21 protein-coding genes are annotated in these 23,652 nt (G+C 42.9%); 6 read left to right on the forward strand and 15 right to left on the reverse strand.

Annotated elements, in window-relative coordinates; all coding sequences use genetic code 11:
• The first annotated feature begins 34 nt into the window (after positions 1 to 34).
• Complete coding sequence (locus NH399_RS21590; RefSeq protein ID WP_253043280.1) at positions 35 to 760, forward strand: phosphoadenylyl-sulfate reductase; 726 nt, start codon at positions 35 to 37, stop codon at positions 758 to 760.
• Positions 761 to 832: 72 nt separating this feature from the next.
• Here NH399_RS21590 and NH399_RS21595 read toward each other — a convergent pair whose 3' ends face one another.
• From NH399_RS21595 to NH399_RS21610, 4 genes are read right to left on the reverse strand one after another with little or no spacing between them, the layout of a single operon-like run.
• Positions 833 to 2,578 (reverse strand): GGDEF domain-containing protein, encoded by a 1,746-nt coding sequence (locus NH399_RS21595; RefSeq protein ID WP_253043281.1) that lies wholly within the window; start codon positions 2,576 to 2,578, stop codon positions 833 to 835.
• 6 nt (positions 2,579 to 2,584) lie between these two features.
• Entirely contained in the window at positions 2,585 to 2,851 is a 267-nt protein-coding gene (locus tag NH399_RS21600; RefSeq protein WP_253043282.1) for a hypothetical protein, read from the reverse strand.
• Between the two features lie 33 nt (positions 2,852 to 2,884).
• Positions 2,885 to 3,676 carry an SAM-dependent methyltransferase gene (locus NH399_RS21605; RefSeq protein WP_253043283.1) on the reverse strand — a complete coding sequence of 264 codons (792 nt, stop codon included), beginning with the start codon at positions 3,674 to 3,676 and terminating at the stop codon, positions 2,885 to 2,887.
• Positions 3,677 to 3,718: 42 nt separating this feature from the next.
• Positions 3,719 to 4,303, reverse strand: coding sequence for a GNAT family N-acetyltransferase (locus NH399_RS21610; protein WP_253043284.1), 585 nt, complete (start codon positions 4,301 to 4,303; stop codon positions 3,719 to 3,721).
• 539 nt (positions 4,304 to 4,842) lie between these two features.
• Between NH399_RS21610 and NH399_RS21615 the strand changes: the two genes are divergently transcribed.
• The 4 genes from NH399_RS21615 to NH399_RS21630 all read left to right on the forward strand — a co-directional run bounded on the left by NH399_RS21615 (position 4,843) and on the right by NH399_RS21630 (position 8,708).
• Entirely contained in the window at positions 4,843 to 5,541 is a 699-nt protein-coding gene (locus NH399_RS21615; protein WP_253043285.1) for a spondin domain-containing protein, read from the forward strand.
• An 11-nt stretch (positions 5,542 to 5,552) separates the two neighbouring features.
• Positions 5,553 to 6,266 carry a spondin domain-containing protein gene (locus NH399_RS21620; protein ID WP_253043286.1) on the forward strand — a complete coding sequence of 238 codons (714 nt, stop codon included), beginning with the start codon at positions 5,553 to 5,555 and terminating at the stop codon, positions 6,264 to 6,266.
• A gap of 182 nt (positions 6,267 to 6,448) precedes the next feature.
• On the forward strand, positions 6,449 to 7,165 hold the full coding sequence (locus NH399_RS21625; protein ID WP_253043287.1) for a response regulator transcription factor: 717 nt from the start codon (positions 6,449 to 6,451) through the stop codon (positions 7,163 to 7,165).
• A 70-nt stretch (positions 7,166 to 7,235) separates the two neighbouring features.
• Positions 7,236 to 8,708, forward strand: a complete 1,473-nt coding sequence (locus tag NH399_RS21630; RefSeq protein ID WP_253043288.1) for a HAMP domain-containing sensor histidine kinase — start codon at positions 7,236 to 7,238, stop codon at positions 8,706 to 8,708.
• 335 nt (positions 8,709 to 9,043) lie between these two features.
• On the opposite strand, the gene NH399_RS21635 is transcribed toward NH399_RS21630, so the two are convergent.
• From NH399_RS21635 to NH399_RS21675, 9 genes are all read right to left on the reverse strand, one after another.
• A complete protein-coding gene (locus NH399_RS21635) occupies positions 9,044 to 9,469 on the reverse strand; it encodes a hypothetical protein (RefSeq protein ID WP_253043289.1) in 426 nt (141 codons plus the stop codon).
• A 3-nt stretch (positions 9,470 to 9,472) separates the two neighbouring features.
• Positions 9,473 to 10,582 carry an ion channel gene (locus NH399_RS21640; protein ID WP_253043290.1) on the reverse strand — a complete coding sequence of 370 codons (1,110 nt, stop codon included), beginning with the start codon at positions 10,580 to 10,582 and terminating at the stop codon, positions 9,473 to 9,475.
• An 11-nt stretch (positions 10,583 to 10,593) separates the two neighbouring features.
• Positions 10,594 to 10,908 carry a hypothetical protein gene (locus NH399_RS21645; RefSeq protein WP_253043291.1) on the reverse strand — a complete coding sequence of 105 codons (315 nt, stop codon included), beginning with the start codon at positions 10,906 to 10,908 and terminating at the stop codon, positions 10,594 to 10,596.
• A gap of 1 nt (position 10,909) precedes the next feature.
• On the reverse strand, positions 10,910 to 11,551 hold the full coding sequence (locus tag NH399_RS21650; RefSeq protein WP_253043292.1) for a hypothetical protein: 642 nt from the start codon (positions 11,549 to 11,551) through the stop codon (positions 10,910 to 10,912).
• A gap of 100 nt (positions 11,552 to 11,651) precedes the next feature.
• A complete protein-coding gene (locus NH399_RS21655; protein WP_253043293.1) occupies positions 11,652 to 12,332 on the reverse strand; it encodes a PspA/IM30 family protein in 681 nt (226 codons plus the stop codon).
• 16 nt (positions 12,333 to 12,348) lie between these two features.
• Positions 12,349 to 12,765: a DUF2170 family protein gene (locus NH399_RS21660; protein ID WP_253043294.1), complete on the reverse strand. Its 417-nt coding sequence runs from the start codon at positions 12,763 to 12,765 to the stop codon at positions 12,349 to 12,351.
• 103 nt (positions 12,766 to 12,868) lie between these two features.
• Positions 12,869 to 14,611, reverse strand: a complete 1,743-nt coding sequence (locus NH399_RS21665) for a polyamine aminopropyltransferase (RefSeq protein WP_253043295.1) — start codon at positions 14,609 to 14,611, stop codon at positions 12,869 to 12,871.
• A 151-nt stretch (positions 14,612 to 14,762) separates the two neighbouring features.
• Positions 14,763 to 15,659 (reverse strand): DUF350 domain-containing protein, encoded by an 897-nt coding sequence (locus tag NH399_RS21670; RefSeq protein ID WP_253043296.1) that lies wholly within the window; start codon positions 15,657 to 15,659, stop codon positions 14,763 to 14,765.
• 25 nt (positions 15,660 to 15,684) lie between these two features.
• Positions 15,685 to 16,632, reverse strand: a complete 948-nt coding sequence (locus tag NH399_RS21675; protein WP_253043297.1) for a hypothetical protein — start codon at positions 16,630 to 16,632, stop codon at positions 15,685 to 15,687.
• A gap of 243 nt (positions 16,633 to 16,875) precedes the next feature.
• Between NH399_RS21675 and NH399_RS21680 the strand changes: the two genes are divergently transcribed.
• Positions 16,876 to 17,526 carry a DUF2959 domain-containing protein gene (locus NH399_RS21680; protein ID WP_253043298.1) on the forward strand — a complete coding sequence of 217 codons (651 nt, stop codon included), beginning with the start codon at positions 16,876 to 16,878 and terminating at the stop codon, positions 17,524 to 17,526.
• Between the two features lie 79 nt (positions 17,527 to 17,605).
• Here NH399_RS21680 and NH399_RS21685 read toward each other — a convergent pair whose 3' ends face one another.
• Both NH399_RS21685 and NH399_RS21690 read right to left on the reverse strand, forming a co-directional pair.
• Positions 17,606 to 18,625, reverse strand: a complete 1,020-nt coding sequence (locus NH399_RS21685; protein ID WP_253043299.1) for a two-component system response regulator — start codon at positions 18,623 to 18,625, stop codon at positions 17,606 to 17,608.
• Between the two features lie 118 nt (positions 18,626 to 18,743).
• A complete protein-coding gene (locus NH399_RS21690; RefSeq protein ID WP_253043300.1) occupies positions 18,744 to 23,618 on the reverse strand; it encodes a two-component regulator propeller domain-containing protein in 4,875 nt (1,624 codons plus the stop codon).
• Between the last annotated feature and the right edge of the window lie 34 nt (positions 23,619 to 23,652).

The following is a 23,652-nucleotide window of genomic DNA, read 5'->3' on the forward strand; positions in this document are numbered from 1 at the left end:
AGATGGACAGTCTATGACTGCCGAGGAGAACTCAATGGGTTCCTATTGTTTACAACAAAAAGCGTTAACCGTCGAAGAGTTTGATTTTGCTCAGGCTAACACCAGATTGGCATCAATGACGGCACAGCAGAGGGTCGACTGGGCATTAGATACCTTGCCTGGTCATCATGTGTTGGCATCAAGCTTTGGCGCCCAGTCGGCGGTCAGTTTGCATCTATTAACTCAGGCTTTACCTGACATTCCAGTCATGTTGATTGATACAGGGTATCTTTTTTCAGAAACTTATCAGTTTATTGATCAGTTGGCTGAGCGTTTGAAGCTAAATTTAAAAGTGTTTCGCAGTCCGATAACTCCTGCATGGCAAGAAGCTCGCTATGGTCAGTTATGGGAACAGGGCGTTGAAGGGATCGAACGTTATAATCAATTGAATAAAGTAGAGCCGATGCAGCAGGCGTTAGAGGAGCTTCAGTGTTCTACCTGGTTTGCTGGGTTGCGCCGAGATCAATCTAATTCGAGAAAACATATTGATTTTGTTCGTGCCCAGCAACAGCGATTCAAAGTGCATCCGATTGCTGATTGGAGCAACCGAGATTTGCATTATTACTTGAAGCAACATGACTTGCCTTATCATCCTTTGTGGGAAAAAGGTTACGTGTCGATAGGTGATGTTCATACCACTCGGCCTTTTGCCGCAGGCATGAGTGAAGAGGAGACGCGTTTCTTTGGACTAAAACGAGAATGTGGCATTCATGAAATATAATGGAAATAATAAAAAAGCCCGTAAGGGCTTTTTTATTAGAGCGATAAAGCTCATTAAAAGACTGGCAAGGATTTAACTAAAGACAGTAACTCGGTTTCTACCATCTCGTTTTGATTTGTACATAGCTTCGTCAGCATCGGCTATCAGATCTTTGAGTTCGTAACCTGAACGGCTAGCAGTCGTGATACCGAAGCTAGCGGTGATGGTAAAGTTATGGCCTGAATCCGTTGTATCAATCACTTCGATAGTTCGTCGATGCTCTTCTGCGAGTTTTTCTGCGGTTTCAACATCACAGCCAGGTAGTAAGATGGCAAACTCTTCGCCCCCCAGGCGGCCAAGTATGTCATTTTTGCGTGTGTGAGTTTGGCAGGCTTTAACTGCATTTTTTAATGCCCAGTCACCAGTAGGATGGCCGAAGCTGTCGTTGATGACTTTAAATTTATCTAAATCAAACAGAATGAACGCCATTTCTTGCTCAGTGCTATAGCAATATTCGATAGTACTTTGAGAGCGTTGAGTAAAATGATGGCGACTACAGATCCCTGTCAGGCTGTCATATTCTGCAAGGCGGCGTAAACGCACTTGAGTCAGTTTTGTTTTATAAGCCCATAGAGCAATAAAACCAATAATAGCGACTAATAGGATGATAAGCAGTCGATTGTTTTCTGCCGCTTTATTAGAAAGCTTTTTTTCCAGCTTTAAGACTTCATTTTGTTTATCAAGTAACTCCACTCGACGTTTCATCTCTATCGACTGGTGGCTGACTAGCTGGTATGCCAGCTGTTTAGCGGTAATGTCATTGATATAAGCTTTGTCTGCGACCGCATGCTTTTTATGATAATCCAATGCAGAAACAAGATCATTTTGTTTCATGGCGATTTGGTAGAGCAACTCGTAAGACTTTACGATGGGTAAGGTATGGCCTAACGATTCGCTTTCTTTCACCGCTCTGGCGGCGTATCGATCAGCTAGCTCAAATCGGTCATCGGTCCAGTGAGCTTTGGCTAGCAGATAGAAAAACTCGGAAGTGAGGCGAGGGTATTTTGCTGCCGTAACTTCTGTAATGTGTTGATTCAGCAACTCAAGGGCGGCTTGGTGCTGGCCTTTATCCATAAACAGCGAGGCGCGATAAGTGCGAATAAGATTCGTTCCCACCGTTTCTCGATGGGTTTTACAGGTGTCGAGACCTGACTGTATGTCTTTGTTATTTTGTTCCAGAGTTTTTAGTTGAAATTGTGCTTCTAGCTTCAACATTTTGGCTATGCAGAGATTTCTGCCTTCTGGAGCTTCAGACAATAAGCGGTTAGCGTATTGCAAACCCAGTTCATATTGTCCCATTTGGTTATATAAAATGGAGGCTACCTGTAGGCCCTGCTGGCGCGCTTCGCTATTCTGTATTTCTGGAAGAAGATCGAGCGTTTGCTCGAGATGGGTTAAGCCTTCTGTAAAATGGCGCGTTACCGCTGCGGTGTTGGCAATCGATGCGCCTGCGCGAAATCGCAGAAGAGAGCTGGCAGATTCTTCTAGAACCTTTTTAAAAAGAATGAGAGCAGTGTCCATATCTCCTGCGAACGCGCGCTCGTAGCCACGCAGGTAGTTTAAATAATTTTTTTGCTCTTGAGATAAGGTTTCGGTGCGGAGGCTGAGTCCATTTAACAAATCTCTAAACTTTTGTGGATCAGAGCTGCGAATGGCATCGGCTTGCTTGAGGATCTGATTGTTTTCTTCTAAAGAATCAGCCCAAACAGGGCTGATTAAAAGCATCGAAATGAAAACGATCCAGTACTTAAGATAATACTTGTTATTATTTTGTTTCATTTCCTGTTAATTAACTGCTTGACGAATCTTGTCATCTGGCTGATCGTCGCCTTCTTTCTCAGGCTCGTCTTCTGCTGGTGCGATAAAGCATATCACATCTGGACGAGAGCCTAGCAGTTTTTTTAGCGCTTCGGCATCATTATTTTGCAGTGCGTCACGCAATTCGTCATTAACGTCTAGTTGATTGATCTCCTCTGACAACTGCTCTTTAGATGCGTGACGTAAAGTTGCATCTTGGCCTAGTTTTTCTAAAAACTTAATGACTTGAGACATTTTTTTCTCCTTCGTATGGCGTTAGTTATTGCATTAGAGTTGTGAATTATCAAGTTCTGCCAGACGCTTGATTATGACGTTATTAGGTTTAAGCGACTGGCTAGGGGGTATCACTAGTGTAGAATAGGATTCGATTTGAGCACTGACTAAATCGTTAAGTGCAATGCGTTCCATTCGTGGTTGATGAATGGGGAGAGTAGCAGCTTCGTAGATGATGACCTCATGGTCTTCGGGATAGTCTTGACAAAGTATTTCTATTAATACTTCTCGATAGGCTGGCCCGGTTGAAAACTTGGCCAAAGATTTATCGCCAGCAATGCCTATCTGCCAAAGAATTAAGTAGGCTGATGGATCAATATGACGGTGATAAAACATAAATTGGCTGGCTTCAAATTGCTGACATCCCACTTTGCCCGGGTCAATTCCTAAGTCAGCAATTAAGCAATCTTCTGCCGAAATACCTGGCTCCATGTGTGCAGTGAAACCTTCGTTACGAGCTGCGCTAATGGCCTTATGAGGAACACAAGCAAACACACCCGGATGACCATAAAAAGCGCCGCATACCTTTTTGCCGGCTCTGACTTCAAGCATCATTGCATCAACCATTTGTTGATAGGTTATAAGGCGAGATTGCCCTTCTTTATAGAAGGGTTGCAGACTGCGCACATCGCTGTGCATTTCTTCTAGCCATAACTCAACAATACCGTCTGATGCTCCAACAAAAACAACATCAGCTTGTTTGATATAACTGGATGATAATGGACTTATATGAGAGCCTAGGGTCATTCCCAGTCCTACACACACCAAACTTCCTGACTGACTCAAACCTTCTCTCCTGATCCATTTTTTTTTTGTTACTAAGTATCATTATTGATGATGGTTGGCATACTTTAAATAAAGAGGATGCTGATACCATTGTTGTTTTTTTAATAGCCAATGAAACCAAAGTGTTCCATCATCATGGATACATTCTTCTTTAATAAATCCTAGTTTTGTCATTAAGCGTGTACATGTCAAGTTTTGAGGTGAAGATTTACCAAAAATACTGTTTACACTCAAACAGTTAAAGCCTCTTGTCATTAAACCTGTCATGGCTTCTGTGCCAATGCCTGCTTGTTGGTGAGATTGACAGATAGACATGCCTACTTCTACTTTTTCCATTCGCTCTTTGGTGTTGCTGTTTCCCCAGAGCAAGCTCATAATGCCAATGGTTGATTGCGATTTTTTATCTTTCATTGCCCAAAAAAAACGCACCGTGGGATAGGCTTCGTTCATTTTTAACGCGGCCTGAAAACTACGAGTGGCTTTTTCTGTTGAAATGGGAGGAGCGATATATTTCATAATGTCATCACTCGTAAACAGATGACAATAAACGGCTTCGTCATCATGCTGTATTGGGAGGAGGAGCAGATTTGGGGTTTCGATAGTATGTCGAAAAGGATTGTTATCCATCACGTTATCGTTGTTATTCTTTTTGTAGCATTGTAGAGAAATTTATTGGCGTGCGCACGAGATTCCATCGATAAAACACTATTATCTATTCTCGATACTCATCTTGGCGACAATATTTATCTTAAGTTCTGATATTAATTTGTCGGATAACTGGATTTTTTATAACCAATGTCATAGGATATCTGCATCGGCACTTTCAAAAAATATCCTTCTTAGACGCGCCAGTTTTTCATTCGTTACAACTTTTTTTCTCTTCTGATATTGTGATCATTTTGTGATTTTTACGTGAGTATTTTGCCATAACTTTCTTCTAGTCTCTTAATCAGGTTTTTAACTTTATGCATTCGCATAGGATGTTTAGCTTGGGCCTTCGGCGCTCTGAGTTGAATGTCCAAAGCTAATTTTTTGTTGAATTTTTTGTAACGATTTGACTTGTGATTTGCCTACTACCTGCGCAGGTAAATCCAGATACTGATCGTTAAATACGATGAAAAAAATAACATGCATAGAAAAGCGTGGTTTTTCAACAGGAGACTATTATGAAATTAACAAAGTATGTTGGTGCTGCCGTACTAACAATGGGGGCGAGTCTTGTCAGCGCTCAAAATATTGATGTGACTATTACTAATCTGACTCAAGGTATTTATTACACTCCTTTTGTCGTCGCAGGACACAATGATAGTACTTATATTTTCCGCACTGGTGAGGCGGCGAGCGCTGCGTTGCAGGCTCTGGCAGAAGGCGGTGATACTTCGGCTGTCGTTGCTAATCTTGATGCTGCTGGCGCTGTTGTTGTTAATAATCCTGCTAACGGATTGTTGGCGCCCGCTGCTTCAACATCAACGTCATTAGATACCGGAAGCAATGGTTATCTATCGATTGCCGCAATGATGTTACCGACTAATGATGGATTTGCTGGTTTGAACTCCTGGAAAATTCCAACGGAACCAGGCACCTATACTATTAATTTAAATGCCTATGATGCAGGTACCGAAGCTAACAATGAGCTTATTGTTAATGGTAGTGGTGCTTCTGGGGTTTTAGGTATTCCTGCGGCACCTGGTGGCGACACTGGAACCAATGGTACTGGCGTAACAGTAACCGAAGGTAATCAGACGGTTCACATTCACCGTGGTAGTTTGGGCGATGATGATTTGGCGGCTGGTAAAAGTGATTTAGATAACCGAGTTCATCGTTGGTTGAATCCTGTCGTGCGCGTTACGGTTGTTGTTAACTAAAGGAGGCGTTTATGAAACCTCAATTAAAAATGACATTGGCTCGTGGTTTAGCGGGTGCTATGGCGCTGTTAGGGCTTGCTGCTTGCAGTAGCGATAACAATAACACGACACCTATTTTACAGCCTCCACAAGAGTTTCGTTATGATGTTACGGTTACCAATTTGACCCATGGCCAACCTTTATCACCCGTTGCAGTACTGTTGCATGATGAGGGTAGTTTGTGGACCTTTGGTGAAGCTGCCAGCAATGAGTTAGAAGTTCTTGCTGAAGGTGGAGATAATGCTGATGTTCTGGGACTAAGCTTTGTTGATATGGGCGCCAGCGGGACTGGACCTATTCCCCCTGGAGGCTCAGAAACAGTAATCTTAACGCTCACTGGGACCGTTTACACCTACCTAACCTTGGCGACCATGTTAGTGAATACCAATGACGCTTTTGCAGGAGTGAGTCGTGTTCAGGTTTCTCAGCTAGGTGTCGGTGACAGTATGAGCTTGCGTGCTCCGGTGTATGATGCTGGTACTGAACAAAACAGTGAGTTAGCTGGCACCATCCCTGGGCCTGCTGATGGCGGTGAAGGTTATAACGCGACCCGTAACGATGTTAACTTTGTTGCTCGACACCCAGGTGTCGTAAGTGCTGATGATGGACTCACCTTGTCAGTACTGTCAGATGCTCATCGTTTTGACAATCCTTTGGTTAATGTCGAAATTACTCGAGTGCAGTGATATAGCAATGTCGAAATATATTGGCTTACGTTTGAATGTCTTTCAGGTAAGCAAAAGTAACGTTGATATAATTTCGCCACTGCTTATTATGTAATGCAGTTTATTATAAAACTATGAGTACTAGCCGGGCACCGCCCGGCTATTGTGCATATTGAGCAATCAGGTATGGAGGGTACCAATAGATGGCAGATTCGGTTCTTATCGTAGAAGATGACTGCGATATTGCGGAGTTGATTAAGGTTAATCTCGAAGATATGGCTTTGCAAGCCTATCATTGTGAGGATGGAGAATCTGCGCTAGAAAAAGCCCTCAACGAAAACTTTGCCATTATTATACTTGATGTAATGTTGCCTGGATTAAGTGGTTTGGATGTATGTCGAAAAATTCGTGAGCAAAAGCCGGAGCAGGCTATTTTGATGTTAACGTCACGCTCATCGGAAGCCGATCGAGTAGTAGGACTGGAATTAGGTGCCGATGATTACATGACAAAGCCGTTTAGTATTCGAGAGTTGCAAGCGCGTGTGCGTACACAACTAAGAAGAGTGCACTTGCTTAATGATGCTCGTGTGAAAGAACCATCGGAGCAAAATCGGATTTGTTTTGGGCGATTGATGATTGACGACATTAGTCGTACGGTATCCTGGAATGATCGTTTTCTGGAGTTGACATCCACTGAGTTCGATTTGCTGTTTTATTTTGCCGCTCATCCCAACCAGGTTTTTTCTCGTTCTCAGTTGTTGGACAAAGTATGGGGGTATCAACATAACGGGTACGAACATACTGTAAACTCTCATATTAATCGGCTACGTAGTAAATTAGAAACCGATGCCGCTAACCCTCTTATTGTACAAACAGTATGGGGAGTGGGGTATAAATTTGATCCCAAAGAATGCGAGTAGAGTTTTGATTTATTCGAAGTATCTATCTTTGTGCTAAAGCGGCATGAGTGATTGTAAGGAGTAGTGATTTTTGAAGTTATCGCTATATCATAAGTTAGCATTAACCACCTTTATTGTATTTTTTGCAATGGTAGGGCTTATTTTTTGGTGGGTGCAAAAACTGGAAGTCGCATCCCGTCATCAGGCCGAACAAAAACTGCACCTGGGATTGGCTGATCATTTGGTTCATGATAATCCGTTGCTTAAGGATGGTGCTACTGACTATAAAGCGTTAAAGAACTTGTTTCATACGATGATGATCCTTGGGCCTGGCTTTGAGTTTTATGTGTTGGATACTAAAGGTCAGTTGAGTAATTATTCTGCTAAGCCGGGTGAGATTAAGCGGCGAAAAGTCCGATTGCAACCTATTTTAGAGCTATTAGACGATCCATCATCTTTACCAATCTACGGTGATGATCCGAGAAGTTTTAGCGAAGCTAAGATATTTTCCGCCGCACCGATTTATCGTGAGGAACAATTACAGGGATATATGTATGTCATTGTTGGTGGGCAAATATATGACTCTGTTTTTGAGAGCATAAAAGCTAACCACAATTTGAGCATTGCCTTTTCTGTTGTCATTGCAGGGATCTTATTCTTTTTCTTCGTATTGATGTTCACTTTCCGTTTATTTGTTTTTCCATTACGCCGACTAACAAAGAATGTAGAAAACATACGGCAAGCTGGTTTTGATGGAAAAGTTGACTCATTGTTAAAGTGCGAAAAATCAAGTAGCGAGGTTGATCAGTTAGGGTGCGCATTTAACGAAATGATTGCTCACATTAATCAGCAATTTTCCTCGTTACAACAACTGGATACACAGCGCAGAGAAGTTTTGTCGCATATCTCCCATGATTTACGAACGCCGTTAGCTTCTTTACAGGGATACATCGAAACCATTGACCTGCGAGGTGCAGCGATAACGGATGAACAAAGAGCTTCATTTATCAAACGCGCTTTAAAAAATGCCCAACAACTTAAACTGTTGGTTGATCAAATTTTTGAGCTGGCACATATTGAAAGTGGACAGGTGACCTTGAATCTGGAGCCCGTTAACTTATCGGATTTGATGAATGATTTATGCGATAAGTTTACTATGCAGGCGGCTGAGAAAAATATTCAACTTAATGTGTGTTTGATGAAAGACAATATCACTGCTAAGACAGACATTGGTAAATTAGAGCGAGTACTCAGCAATCTGGTAGAAAATGCACTTCGGCATACAGGTTCAGGCGGGTTTATTAATTTGAAGATAGAAGAAAGTGAACGAGAGCCGAAACGACTGGTTATCAGTGTTGAAGATAATGGAGAAGGGATAGCAAAAGAAGAGCTGCCTTATATTTTTGATGTCAGCTACCGTGCCGAAAATGCTGCTGGAGAGCGTACTAAACACATAGGCCTTGGTTTGACCATTACTAAAAAGTTGTTGGCCATAATGAATAGTGAAATCAGGGTTGATAGCGAATTGGGAAAGGGAACTCGGTTTTCTTTTTATTTGCCATAGAGTCTGAGGTAGACCGATATTTTACTTATCTTTGGTTAAGGTTTGACTATGAGGGCTCGTCTTTTTTATTGGCTGATCTAAGTATCCAAAAGAGGAGATAAACTGCTACACCCGTTAACCAAATAAACAATAGGCCTATTTGAGCTAAGTATCCTGCGTGGGGATGAGGGTCGATATTTAAGATAAGGCTAAATATACTTATTAAAATAGTCCAGATGACTAAAGGCTTCATACTAATATCCTTATTATTCTTTTACCAGTGATGCTCTTGCTGGTTTATTAAAAAAGCTGCCCGCATATACTTGAAATACGGGCAGCTTTTTAAATGATGTCATCTACTGCGAATCAAAATTTCTTAATGAGCTAAAGAAAAGTCCGGCTCCACCGCCCATTAAAACTAATAATACCAAAATATCAAAAGCCGTCATTGGCATAAGTGTCATGCGAATATTGGCAATGATTCCCGCAATCAAGGCGACGAGACTCAGACCACTGAGTAGCCAGCCAAAGGGATTTTTGCTATTCCAAAAAATCATGATGACACCGATAACAAAAGGCAGCAAAATCATTCCGCCGGTTACATTGAAGCCTGAGCCCACACTGTATAAACGTGTACCCATTCCAAAACCGCTAGAAAAAGCCCCGGTTGTCACCATCACTTTGGATAGAAAAATATAGCCGCCAACACACATCATGGTGAGACCTGCTAAGTAGCGTCCAATGCCTCCACTTGTTCCTCCTGCACCTTTGGGTGTTTCCATAGATTATTCCTCATTTATTCGATTTAATAACTGCTGAACTTCGTCTTCACTTGGTAAGTGCTTTTCGTGTACCAGCAACAGTAAAGCCGTTCCTATGGCGGGTTTAAACGGTGGTGGATTTGTCCACACCTTTCCATCTTCTGCAACATAGCCTACGGGAGTACCAAGGCCAGCTTTGATAATGTGGCAGGCTAGATCAGACCATTGTTTGACACTGAACTTATGGTCGATTCGAGTGGGGTGATCGCCTTCGTAGGTAAAGAGGTTTTCTAATACTTGCTCAGTACCCGGTGACACCATGGCTCGTACGATAAGTTCAGGGTAAGCTCTGATGGGGCGCAAAACAGAAGAAGCGCCTAATTCGGTGAAGCGAATACGATTAGAATCTTTAACAGCTTCGGCAATCACTCGTCCTTCAATATCTAAACTTTCCAGGTGATAGAGCACATCAAGGGTCATAGAATCAGAACTGCGAGCATGGCTATCGCTTGAGATCACAACAATGAACTTAGCTGTTTCTACACTGGCTTTGTGCAAATCGGCTGACTCAAAGCCATCTCCATGTATGTGGGCCGCATTCATTTGTCGAATAGACAGGGGGAGGCCGTCTGGAAAGTCGCGAGTTACGATACAAATTGGACTCTCATCTAGACTTGGAGTGTCACGGATCTGATCAATTAGGCGCTCTAAGAATAGCTCGGGGTTGTTGTTGGGAGTATTAATAATGACGATATGATCGTTCATGTTGTTCCAGCTCCATAGACCTTTAATTTTTCGGTCTTTTTGTTCTATTCGGTATTCTATGTATTCCGTTGCTACTTGAGCCATTAAGGTAATACCAATACCATACATTAAAATAACGGTGAAAGTTCTACCGAAAAACGTTTCGCTGCTTAAATCACCATAACCTGTTGTATTGATGGTTGTTAAGCTTAACCACAGCGCATCACCTGCAGACATACCTTCAAAGAACATCATTGCAAGGGTATGAAGTGCAATGATGCTGACGAGTGCAATGGAAAGTTTTTTGATACGATGCTTCGAGTCAAAAACAATGCCCTTCAACAACCACTTTGAACGACGTCGCCGTAAGATTTTAGTAAAGAGTCTCACGCAAAAATTCCTTAGTCGCTTTCTGCCAAATCAATCAGTCGTTTAGCCACAGCATGTTTGATGGCTATGTGATCCGTTGGGTCTAGTTGAAATAATTCACCCAGTTGTTCGTAGTCTTGCTGACTTAAAGTAATAGTAAGACGTGGGCGTACTTTTTTTTGTTTATATTCTAGCCCTAGCATTTTGCGAATATAATCAGAAGGTTTCAGACTGTCGTCCACCGAACACTTTTGAATGAACTTGTGAACGGACTCGCTCACATCAAAAGCAACTTGAGTTGCTTTTGCGGCTTCGGCCTGTTTTTGCCATTTCGTATTATTACTCATATCAGATGCGACCAAATAAAGATTTGATGTCAGAAGCGGGGCGCGTAGCAATTAAAAATACTTCGGTATCTCCGTCAGACCATACCTCTATCTGGATTGAAAACATATCATCATCAGAAACTAATGAGACACTCTCTAATGGTTCTCCGCCGTCTTCTTCAAAGCGAGAAATTTGTCGATTGCGATAGTCGCCTTTTAAAAAGAAGCCTCGAGTCCAGTCGCCACTCATACGATAAGAATCTGATACCCAGCGGTCGTACTCATCATCAATATCATCCTGCACTTTGATGACAGGGTTGCCAGGGTTTTCGTCAAAAACTTGAGAGAAAGCATCCATATCAACCAGAGACTCAACGTCATCACGTTCGACTTTCATTGAAAAGTTGATCCAGTGTTCGCCGTCTTCGGTTTCTACGGTCATAAAGAAGGGCTCACCTGTTGGGCCTTCTAATAGAAACTCGGTTTCTTTTTCTCGTTGATATTCGTAAGTGTTAACTTCGGTGACTTTAAATGATTTTCCTCGTATTTGCGCTGGAAGACCAAATGAGTCTACCATTTCAAACATATCGCCAACCTGCAAATCTTCGGGGCGCTCAAGAATTCGTACAGATTCTTCTTTTTTGCCAAACCATTTACTGAACATAACTGAGTCCTTTTATGAGTAGTCAGGTAATTTTTAACTTTTACAAAGTCTAAAAACACAAAAAGGCCGTCACCGTTAAGTGACGGCCTGACTATCAGAATTACTTCTTCAAGCGAGCCAAGATGTCGTTGGCTTTTGCTTTACCTTCGCCGATACCAGCATCAGCCAGTTTCGCTTTTAGGCCAGCGTCAGAGTTTTCTGCGTTTAACTCTTCAGATGCTTTAATCTTGTCGTCCAAACGCTGCTGACGTTCTTTGATTCGATTAAGTGAATCTCGAGCCGCTGAAGATTTCGAAATGTTTGAAGACAATGTCTCGTTTACTGATACACGAGCCTTCTGAACACTTTCTGTTGTTTTTACTACTGACAATTCACGCTTATGCTCTTGAATCGCTTTTTCTGCTTTGCGGATCTGGTCTTTCAGAGTCGCAACGCTTTTACGGTAGCTGTCTAATACTGGTTGCAGCTCTGCGATTTCGTTTTCGAACTCAGCAATTTTTTCTGCAACTTCCAGAGCAAGCTCTTCATTACCTTTTTCAAGTGCTTGGCGAGCATAACCTTCGTGCTCTCCAACGCGATCTTTCAATGCGTTAACTTGACGAGCCGTTTTAGATTCATCAGCCATAACGCCTGTTAACGAATCTTTTGCTTTAGCAATCGCAGCTTGCTGATCGGCGATTTCTTGTTCCAGAATGCGAAGAGCATTAGCATCAACAATTGACTCTCCTACTTCTCTTGCTCCACCACGGATTGCTGTTACTAATTTTTTTAAGATACTCATAATTCTCTCCTGCAAACTATTTTAAGAAATCTTCCAATGCTTCTAGAGTTTCTAGCGCATTTTCTGATTGAGTGACTAACTCATGAGCGACATTTTCAAGCAGTGTTTTCACACTCATCGCGCCGAACAACACGTAGGTTTCATCAATGATACCCAGCGAGCTTAGAGGAACATTGACCGTTAAACGTAACATAGTGTTATTTAAGTCATCGATCAGTTCATCTTTCACTTCATCTTTGTGGAACAAGTTTGTGACACAAAGAATTTGTTCATCGGTTGCGGTGATGAAGATGGGTAATTCATCAAATCCTTCTACAGTTACCTGCAAAACAGATATTTCACCGTTGCCGTTTTCCTGGATGGGCAATACATCTAGCGCAAAACCGTCCTGAACATAGCCACTGAGTTGAATTGCCAATTCCTTTAAAACCATCGTCGGTTATCCTCATGTTGTTTGACATAAAATGTCGTTGTTGTAGAGAGATTAATTGAGCCGACATAAAATGTCAAGCCCGATTCTTAAAAAACTTCAAAATTTATTTTAGCTGACTGCCTTTGGCGTAAACACCCGTATCTTTCTGCCAAGCTAATGTGTGGTAACGATACAGTACGCCACTACCCAAGTGATTGACTTCTATAGATTTTTTGTCTCTATAAAAGTTCGCTGGCATGGCAAAAGCCGCTTTGATCAAAGTCAGATCAACATAATCATCAGTGACCCAAAGTTTATCGTGTCGCTGAATACGTTGCTGTGCGGATTGCCCCATTTTTGTGGCGATCGTCCATCCCCATTCACCAAAGCTGGGGACATTCTGGCGATATTGCTCTACGTGTTGAAAGCCCGCCGCCGCGACTGTCTTCTGAATGCTGATAAAAGCGTCTTGCGCGTGGTAGGGCGATGTGGATTGAACCACCATGGCGCCATCACCAACGAGCAATTGCTTGAGTCTGGCATAAAAGAAGTCACTGTAAAGCTTATTGAGATCCGGATGGCTTGGATCGGGCAGGTCAACAATGATGGTGTCGAAATGCCGTTGTGCTTTAAGCAGCTTTTCAATTTCAATAAACGCATCGCCAAACATGACAGTGACCCGAGGGTCTTCAAAAGCACTGTTGTTAAGCTGCATTAATTTAGCTCTTAGCGCTTCAGTTTGTTGATCGTCACGTATTTTGTACTGCTCCGAGTATAGTTCAACCAGACCATGATCAAGATCTATCAGCGTAACTGATTTAGGTGACCATTTTAAGATATCTCTAACAGCCAGGCCGTCGCCACCTCCTATCACCAGAACATGGTCCTGCCGTGCGGATGCCAGCAGTGGAGGATAGATTAGCATCGAATGATAAATACGCTCATCTGAGCTGCTGAACTGGAGGCGACCATTGAGATACATATCAATGACCTGATTATCGCCTTCGCCCATACGACGCTGAGTGAAGGTAATGTTTTGATAGGTGGTATTGACCTGATAGATCACGTGATCTTTATAGAGCACGTTGGCGAAATTGCTCATCCAACGCGCGCCGCTATCGGCAACAATGACGAGCACAATCACTAACAATAGATGGATGGTTAACAGAGCTTTAGGGAAGCGAATTTTGTCCCAGTAGCGAACCAGAAAGATAATGCCTGCCACGATATTGAGTGATGCAGTCCAGACAGCTGCGGTGGTAATGTCCAGAGTGAGCATGATGGTCACCCAGAGCAGAGCACCGAAGCCTGCTCCGATATAGTCTGCGCCATAGATGGTACCAGCGTTGTTTTCTAAATGTTGACCATAAACACGTTCTCGCACCCGCGCGATCAATGGGATTTCCATGCCAATGAAAAAGCCCAGGAAAAATCCCGCTACATAGGGCAGATAGCCTGCATATTCTCTAAGCTGTTCGAGGGTTCCGCCTTCAATGACGGTATCAGGGGGGAGGTTAAACGTTTGCGAGACGAGCTCGGGCAGAGTGCCTGTGAGCGCAATAATCCCCGCGATGATTAAAACTGCCGTAGCGCCTATGGTCGCTATGACCACTTCTAGCCAGGCAAATGCCGTAAAAGGTTGTTTAAAAGTTCGGGCGGCAAAAGCGCCTAAGCCCATGGATACGATCATTAAGCCAATCATGGCGTAGATAGCCGTTTCCATAATACCGAGCACACGGCCTGCATAGTGAGATAACAGATATTCGTAAATAAGGCCGCAGGCGGCTAATACCGCCATAATGCTGATAAGCAAAACATCTTGTATGAACAAGTGCTTACGTGAAGGGTGTGCAACCGATTGTTGCATAGACATTCCTACACAGGCTTAACTACTCTGATGACTTTGAAAGTACAGTGACTGCATTTTCAAATATCTAGGGAGTATGTTGGTACCTGTTTCATTATTTTGGATGAATAAAACTGAGTGGCCATTATGCTGGCCACTCAGAAACTACTATTTACGCTAACAGAGCTGCCAAAATGAGTCCAATGGCAATAAATATCGCGCCTTCAATGGCTGCGACGCCAGCGTTCTTCTGGCGATCAACTTCTTCGGCAACGTCGATGCCCGACAGTACCAATTTGCGAGTTAGCATCACTAGGCCAGCGAAGATAACGATAGCAACAAGAGAAAGCCCTGCCCAGAATACAACCGAAAGCCAAGGGTTTTCGAGGCTGTAGGTTACCAGACCTGTCATTGAGTTTGTTGCCAGTGCTGCACCCACCATAAAGGCACCGTAGCGTAGAGCCAGTGCGTAGTTGCCTTCTGCAATAGCCGTTTGTAAGCAGTTATCATGGCCGTCGTTACGAGCTTTAAACAGCTTAATACGATAGATGCTGGCAACCAGCATGACCAGTTGTGCTAATACGAAAGCAACCAACAAGACTGGGATAATTGACCAGTCTGAAACAGGTACCCAGATCATAGCAGCGCGAACGATTAGTCCAACAGCCAGCATGTGGCCAACGTCAACAAAAGCACTTGCCAGATTGCCTTTCGCAAGTTCGGCATGAACGTCTAACTTGGTCAGCACAAAGCGGTCTTGAATAAAGCGGCCAGCCATAATCATGAGCAGACCCAATAGACCAAATCCACCTACGCTCAGGGCTTCGTCTAAGAAGGTATCGGCGATTTCGCCAGATGATACGCCTGTTAGCATAATGCCCAGAGCCAGAATACCGCCAGCGTAGCTGATACCGAAGGCAGCGTTGTTTTTCTCTTTTAGTTCTTCAGTTGAATGTACACTGGAAAAGAAGCCTTTTAGAAACTTCATGCTGATCAGCAGCGCAATAACGATCACCAGATCGAGTGCGAGCGCTTGCAGATTCCAGATATCGATGTCACTTAAATTCATTCCTCAATCCTCTAATTTTAAATTCTTATTTTCCACGACGTGGACCACGGCTGGTACGAGAGCTACTACGTCGGCTGGAGCTAGACGACGAGTTACGGAAGGTCGATGCGTTTCTAAAGCTACCCGAAGAAGGGCGCGAGGTGCTCGCTTTAGAAAGCTTACTGGCTCCGACACGCTGCTTAGAATAAGGACTCGTGAACTTTTTCCCTTGAGCGCGAAACGATTTAGCCGTGCGAGTTTGCAGCTGCTTTTGTGAGTAACGGTATTTAGGACGAGTGTAACGATAGCGCCCGTAGTCGTGATAGTAGGAGTAGGGGCGTTTATAGGACCAGCTACTGTACTTGTAGCGACGGCCGCCATCAAGATCTGAGAATAAAGCATAGATGCCATACCACTCCCAAAAACTTAACCCATTGCTGCCTGTTACCCATTGACCGTATTGAGGATTACCAACCAGTTGAGAGCCAGCTGCGGCCTCAGATTTATTAATGCTTTTCTCAGTCGCCTTGTCGATGGAGTTTATGCGAGGCAGTTTGCCATCAGACAGGTCGGCAATGACATTAATAGGATCCGTAAGTGCATCATTAAAAGTGCGGATATTAGCCGCTTCTTTTACGAGAATAATTTCTTCAAGGTTATTCTCCATCTGCAATTCGTTATCTTTAGGTGCAGCGTCCACAGCAATAATGCGGTCTTTTAACGACTGATACAGTGGGCCATTCACGATGCTATTGTAGGCCAGGTTTTTGGCCAACTTGGCTAGCTCGGGCTTTTGTTTGCCGAGTTGTTCAGCATAATCTTGCAGCAGTACTGCATTGGTTAAGCTGCCCTTATCGAGCGCATTCTCTAGCGATTTCATGCTTTTTTGCGCTGTTTTCAGTTCTTGCTCGTAAGTCTCTATAAGACTATCCAAGCGACTGGAACAGGCAGACAGCAAGAACACTAGTGCAAAAAGTGTCCATCTGAATTTCATTCAACCTCCGGTGCTTCTTCTTTATATTGTCCGATGTTGTGTAAAGTCGTTAAGTGTATCGATTTATTACACTTAACTTGAAAACAATATTCTATCGGTTAGTGGTGGATTGGCAAGTTTTCGTTACTTGAATATCTATGGTTATGATGAATTTCTCATTGAAAGATAAGGGTTTATGTTACTTCTCCGTTCGCGTATAGTGAGCTAAAATAGCACACAACAATACTACAAAAGGCGAATAATATGTTGTCACCTATTCTGAAAACAGGGCTGTTTTCGGCCTTGCTGATTTTAGCCGGTTGTCAGTCTGCTTATTATGGGGCTATGGAAAAGGTCGGTATCCATAAGCGGGATATCATGGTTGATCGAGTTGGCGATGCTAAAGATTCGCAAAATGAAGCAAAAGAAAAGTTTAAATCGGCTTTAGAGCAGTTTCAGTTTATGTTTGGCCGTGGTGACGAGGCATTAGCCGATAAGTATGAGCGCCTTAATGATGCTTACGAAGAGAGTGAGAGTGCCGCTCAAGAAGTCACTGAGCGCATCGAGAAGGTAGAATCAGTTTCGGAAGCATTATTCGAAGAGTGGCAACATGAGTTGGGATTATATTCGAGTGCCGCGCTGCGTCGTGACAGCGAACGTAAACTGTCTGAAACGAAAGCGAAGTATAAGCGAATGATGTCGGCAATGCGCAATGCTGAGCGAAAAATGCAGCCTGTCTTGAGCGCACTTCGTGATCAAGTTCTTTATCTAAAGCATAATTTGAACGCTCGTGCTATTGATGGCTTAAAAGGTGAGCTAGGTAGTGTAAAGCAGAACGTTGCTGCATTGATTCGTAATATGGAAAAATCGATTGCTGAGTCTGAGGCCTTTATTGCTCAAATTAAAGGTTCATAAATTAGTTATTTATGATGAGGGGGAGTCATAACCCCCCTTTATCCGTTGTCTGATAATACATAGACACAGGATTAAAGGCTTATTGAGTTTCTTCTGGCTCTGTTTCTGTTTCTTTTTCTGCCCATCGACGTTTTATATCCAATATGTCGGGTAAATTATCCATAAAGACATTGATCAACTCAGGATCAAAGTGCTGACCTTTTTGTTCTTTCAGGTAATCGAGTGCCTGCTCTAAAGGCCATGCTGATTTATAAGGTCGTTGAGTGGTCAATGCATCAAACACATCGGCTACGGCAACAATACGTCCTTCTAAGGGGATTTCTTTTCCCGCTAATCCACGCGGGTATCCTGAGCCATCCCACTTTTCGTGATGAGTTAAAGCAACGGTTCTTGCCATTGTGAGTAGCGGAGAGGTATGTTCGCCGAGAATATCAGCTCCAATTTGAGAATGTGTTTTCATGATTTCCCACTCGTCCGCCGTCAGTGCTGCTGGTTTAAGCATGATGTGATCCGGTATTCCTATTTTTCCAACATCGTGCATAGGAGCTGCATTGAGCAATAGATTACACCAATCTTCAGGCTCGCCAACACGGCGCGCAAGTAATTCTGAGTAGCGGCTCATCCGTATGGTATGTAACCCCGTTTCATTATCACGATATTCAGCTGCTCGACCCAATCGCTCAATGATGAGCCGCTGAGTTTCTTCTAACGTTTCCATCTGAACCAGAGACAGATGTGTTTTGACTCTGGCTCTGACAATGCCTGGCTGAATGGGTTTTTCTATGTAATCCACTGCACCGACTTCGAAGCCCTGTTTCTCATCTTCGGTATCGTTCATGGTGGTAACAAAAATAACCGGAATATGCTTTAACTCAGCGGCTTGCTTTAAATGTTTGCAGACCGTGTAACCATCCATCTGAGGCATCATGATATCGAGCAGGATTAAGTCCGGTTGCTGTTTTTGTGCGATATCTAGAGCGTCCTTTCCGTTCTTGGCGAAAACAATACGATAGCCTTCGGTGGATAGAACTTGCTCCATCACCTTAAGGTTTTCTACTTGATCATCAACAATCAAAATAGTTTTCGCGTTAATTTTCATCTAACTAACTCATTGGTTTAAAAAATAAAATTTGCAAATCTCATTTTACAATATTTCGTTTGGTGTTATTGAGTATAGACAGCATTGCCCCAGTTTTCATCGTTGATTAGGACTCCGGTTAGTCGTTATCTGGTTGTATTTGCAACTGCTCCAGTAGAGTGACTGCTTCGCTAAAATCGAATTGCTCAATATGATGCTTGAGTTTAGCCCAGGAAGATGGCTCCAGAGAGGTCGACAACTCCTGTAAATAAGCGTCAATTTTGCCGGAAGGCATTTCGGCCTGGGTGAAGGTTTCTATCAACTCTCTGATGATGACTAAACTGCGTTGATGGGTTGTTGGAGCCGTCGTTGAATCTGTCAGAACGGTTGCAGGCTTCAATTGGTTTATCACGCTATTAGTATGCGTTAAGGTGGTAGTAAAACGCTCTATACTATCTTGGCGAAGCTCATCGGGTTGAGCGAGTTGCTTAAGCAGCGTTTGGCTCGACAAAAATAATTCTGTTAAACAACAGTTACCAGCAACACCATGGAGTGTATGCAGCAAGGCATGTGCTTTTTGATAGTCTTTGTTTTCCAGCAGGGTTATGAGTTGCTTACCATCATCTTGGTGGGTGTGAGCAAAATTTAACAAGCTTTGGCAATAGGTACTTGTTGACTGCCATCTTTGTAAGGCCGATTTGATATCGGCAATGTCATGCAAGAAAGACAACTCATCGGGGAATGAAGATTCATTTTGCGAAATGGACGTTGTGGTATTTTTTGTACCTTTCTCTTGAGGTACAAATTTTTCCATCGTTCGAAAGAGAAGGTTAAAGTCGATGGGCTTAGTTACAATAGTCGACATACCTGCATCAAGACAGCTTTGTTTTTCGTCAGATAATACTGAGGCCGTCAGTGCAATAATGACCAAGTTATTGGCCTCTGGATGATCCGAGTTACGAAACTTTTGCGTTACTGTTAGGCCGTCCATTATGGGCATTTGTACGTCCATCAATACAAGGTCATAGTCGTTATTTTCCATTAAGTACTTAAGAGCTTGCTCTCCATTGCTAGCCAAGGTTAACTGATGATGTTGTTGTTTTAATCTTAAACTAATCAGTTCTGCATTTTCTGCGCTGTCTTCAGCAACTAGAATATTAAACCTTCTCGGTGAGAGGTAGATGGATTCCATAGTATCTGGCTGAGCCAGTTCTTCTGTTTCTTTTATGGCAGTTTCTGTTAATGGTAATGTGAAGTGAAAGTGAGTACCTTCGTTGAGCTTACTTTCGACCCATATTTTTCCTCCCATGAGTTCTACTAATTGTTTGCTAATGGTAGTCCCTAAACCAGTTCCTCCAAATTGCCGAGTGGTTGAAGCATCTGCTTGAGTGAAGCTTTCGAAAATCGTTTTCAGTTGCTTTTCGTCAATACCAATTCCAGAGTCTGATAATTCGAACTTTAGCTGGTTGTCGCTTGAAGATACATCAATATTCACAAAGCCTTGCTTGGTAAATTTGATTGCATTGCCCAATAAGTTGATAATAATTTGCCTGACTTTTCCTGGGTCGCCTAAGTAATGATGGGGCAGATCCTCTTCATAGTTTAATGTGATGGAGTAGCCTTTTTCTTGGGCTTTAACATTAAGAATATGTATCACATCGCATATGACCTGAAATAAATTAAAGGGCTGTTGCTCTAACTCTAACTTCCCACTCTCGTACTTACTAATGTCCAGAATCTCATTGATTATAGTGAGCAGGTTTTCGGCCGCACCGTGAGCGATTTGAATATGGTGATGATCCTCGCGAGGTAGAGAGGAATTCTCTAAAGTCAGTTTCAAAAAGCCAAGAATTGCGTTCATGGGCGTGCGTATTTCATGGGACATGTTCGCTAGAAAAATTGACTGCGCTTTTGTAGCCTGTTCTGCTTTTCTTTTTTCTACCTTTAGCTGTTTTTGAGTTTCCTCTAGTTGTGTTACAGAAAGCTTTAGGTTGTGATTACTAAGCTCGACTTGATGATAAGCATAGGCATTGTCGAGGGCAATAGCAGTGTAATTAGCTAAAGTTTGAGCTGCTTCTATTAAAGCTTCTGAATAAGCATCTTTTTGCTTACTTTGTATCGTGAGACATCCTAGTATTTGTCCATCGCTGCCTTTCAGTGGAAGATAAATAATAGATTCCATCGAGTCTCCAAACTCTTCGTCAAACTCGGAATTTTGATAGCTTTTTATATCTTGCTTATTAGAGAGGAAAACCGTCTCTTTGTTATTGATACACCATACAGAGAGTGAGTCGCCATTCAGTGACTTTTTCTTCACTTCGATTCTCTCTCCATCTTTTATTGCAAGGCTAAAGACAAGTCTGTGCTTCTTTTTTGAGAGGATACCTATAGCAAAAACGTTGGTATCAAATAGGTTCTCGACATATTGATAAAGCCGTGTGAAAATTTCTTCTCTATCCAGTACCGAATTAAGTTCGTTTCCTACGCGACCCAAAAATTTAAGTTCTGCCGTACGCTCAGAAACTATCTGTGTTAACTCCTGCTTTCTTTGATACAGGCTGCGAGTTCGCCATTGAAAACTCTGGTAAATAACGAATAGCGAAACGAAAATAACAGCATAATAAAACCACAGTGTTTGATGCCAGGCTGGTAACACCGTGATAGGAATCTCAAGTCGATTTTCACTCCACTTTCCCTTTCTATTGGAGCCTTTGACAATTAATCGGTAAGTTCCAGGATCCAGGTTAGTGTAGGTAGCGACTCGATATTGAGGAGAGGCATCAACCCAAGTTGTATTGTAGCCTTCTAGCAGGTAGGCATATTGATTGTCTTCTGGTGAAGTAAAGTCTAGTGAAGAAAACTCGATAGCTAAACTTTGAGCATCAGGCATTAATTCTAGTGACGAGCCGGGGGCCAGGGGAATCGGTTGAGCATCAATCTTGGCTTGTGTAATAACGATGGGGGGATTGTAGTTCCATGATTTAAACTGTGTAGGATCGATGACCAACATACCTTTGGTTCCACCAAAAAGCAATAAACCTGAGCGCGTTTTGGCATAGGCTCCTAACCACTCTCCACCGATATCAAAACCATTCGCGGTATTAAACCGAAAGAAATGCCAGTTCACGGTATCTATCATTCCTGAGCCTGACCATATTCTACCATTGTGATCTTCTATCAGATTGCTAATTAGTGAGCGTTTGGAAAGCTTCAATCGTTTATTGATGGACTCAAAGGTTGCTGTTGTGCCATTCCAATCTGTCATTCGGTTGATACCCAGATCATTGGAAATCCACAACTGCCCCTTGCTATCAAATAGCAGGTCGGTAATGTTGTTGTGAAGTAGACCTTCATCAGAGGCTCGTGCTTTTACGGGCAATATGAAGTCGCTATCACCAGGCTTTACATAGAGCCCTCCGGGACCTCCCGCCCAAATAGTACCTTGATTATCTTCTACTATAGCTTTTATGGTTCCATTAAATGGCTGCTTGTCTCCTTCGTTCAATAAAGAGAAAGAGTGAAACTCCTGAGTTTTGGGAATGTACTGCTTGAGCCCTCGGCTCGAAGCTATCCAGATAGAGTTATCCGAAGCACTCATAAGGGATAAAATTTGTTCTTTGTTGCCCGCTGTCTTGTCGGGTATGCGGATAAAGTTTTGTTGTTCGACATTAAATTGGTGCAAACCTGATTGCAATGTAGCTACCCAAACAGAGCCATCCTTTGATTGCACTATTGATTTAACGTTGCCGTCACCTAATGCGTTAGGATTTTTTTGATCGGATCGAAAGCTCTTAGAGAATTGAAGTTTGTTATGGGTTCTTTCGAATACATCAATTCCGTCGCCTTGTGTTCCAATCCAGATAGAACCGTTCTGTAATTCTGCAATGCTGAGTACATCACCATTTGAAAGGCCGTTACCTTCTGCGGTTTGTTTGATCGTGGTAAAAGCCGAGTTAGTTAAATTGTAGTGATACAAGCCACCGCCCCAGGAAGCAATCCACAGTAGCCCTGAGTGATCAAGTGTTAAATGACTGATGTTGTTGGATGAAAGTTGGCCCTGATTGGCCAAATGCTTTGTTATTCGTTGGGTAATTTCCCCCGTTTGTGGGTTCAGAATATGAATTCCTGAACCGTAAGTGGCAACCCACACTTCGTCTTGTGAAGGTTGATTGATATCAAATATCCAGGCTTTGTCTAATTGCGGATCAAAACTTTCTAGCTGAGTATTTCGGTGAAACTTGTTGGCTTTGTTGATCCAGGCGTAACCATTTTTAACCGTTCCAATCCAAAGGGTATCCTTATGGTCATAAAACAGAGCGGATACGTTTTGTCCGAATAAAGACTCCGGATCGGCTGGTGTGCTATGGGGAGAGAGGAAGGTATTGTTTTGAGAATCATATCGATTTAATCCCTGACGACTACCAATCCACAAGCGATTTTTATCATCAACCAATAAGGAGCGGATATGGTTGCTAAGCAGTCCCGTTTCATCTTCGTGACGGTAGTGAATAAAGTCTGGCGCGTCCTTTCGCTTAAGGTCGAGGCCGCCGTTGGTGCCGATCCAAATGTTGCCGTTGCGGTCACCCGTTATCGCATCGACTCGATTATGAGACAGACTATTGGGGTTAGAAGGGTTATTTCTGTGACGTTCAAAGGTGTTGTTTTTGGGATCGAATATAGAAACACCATCGGTAATGGTGCCAATCCACAACTTTCCATCATCAGCTTGCCATAGCGCCCGAATGTAATTGCCTCCTAAAGAATCTTTATTATTGGGATCGTGGGTATATTTTTTAAAGTGATAGCCGTCGTATCTGATTAAACCGTTTTGAGTACCTACCCAGATGAACCCCTGACGATCTTGCAAGGTGACGGTGACGACTCCATTGGGAATTTCGGCATTGCTACCAATGGGTTGAAAATAACGAGAGCCCAGGCTAAAGAGGTTGCTTGTCCCTTCTGGGTATACCGCTAATGACGATAGACAAAGCAATAAAGCGAGTAGTCGCGACATGGAAGATAAACATCGTAGTTCAGGCCTTCTTTTT

The sequence above is a fragment of the Pleionea sp. CnH1-48 genome (assembly GCF_024124665.1).
In the GTDB taxonomy this organism is placed as follows: Bacteria; Pseudomonadota; Gammaproteobacteria; order Enterobacterales; family Kangiellaceae; genus JAMXSB01.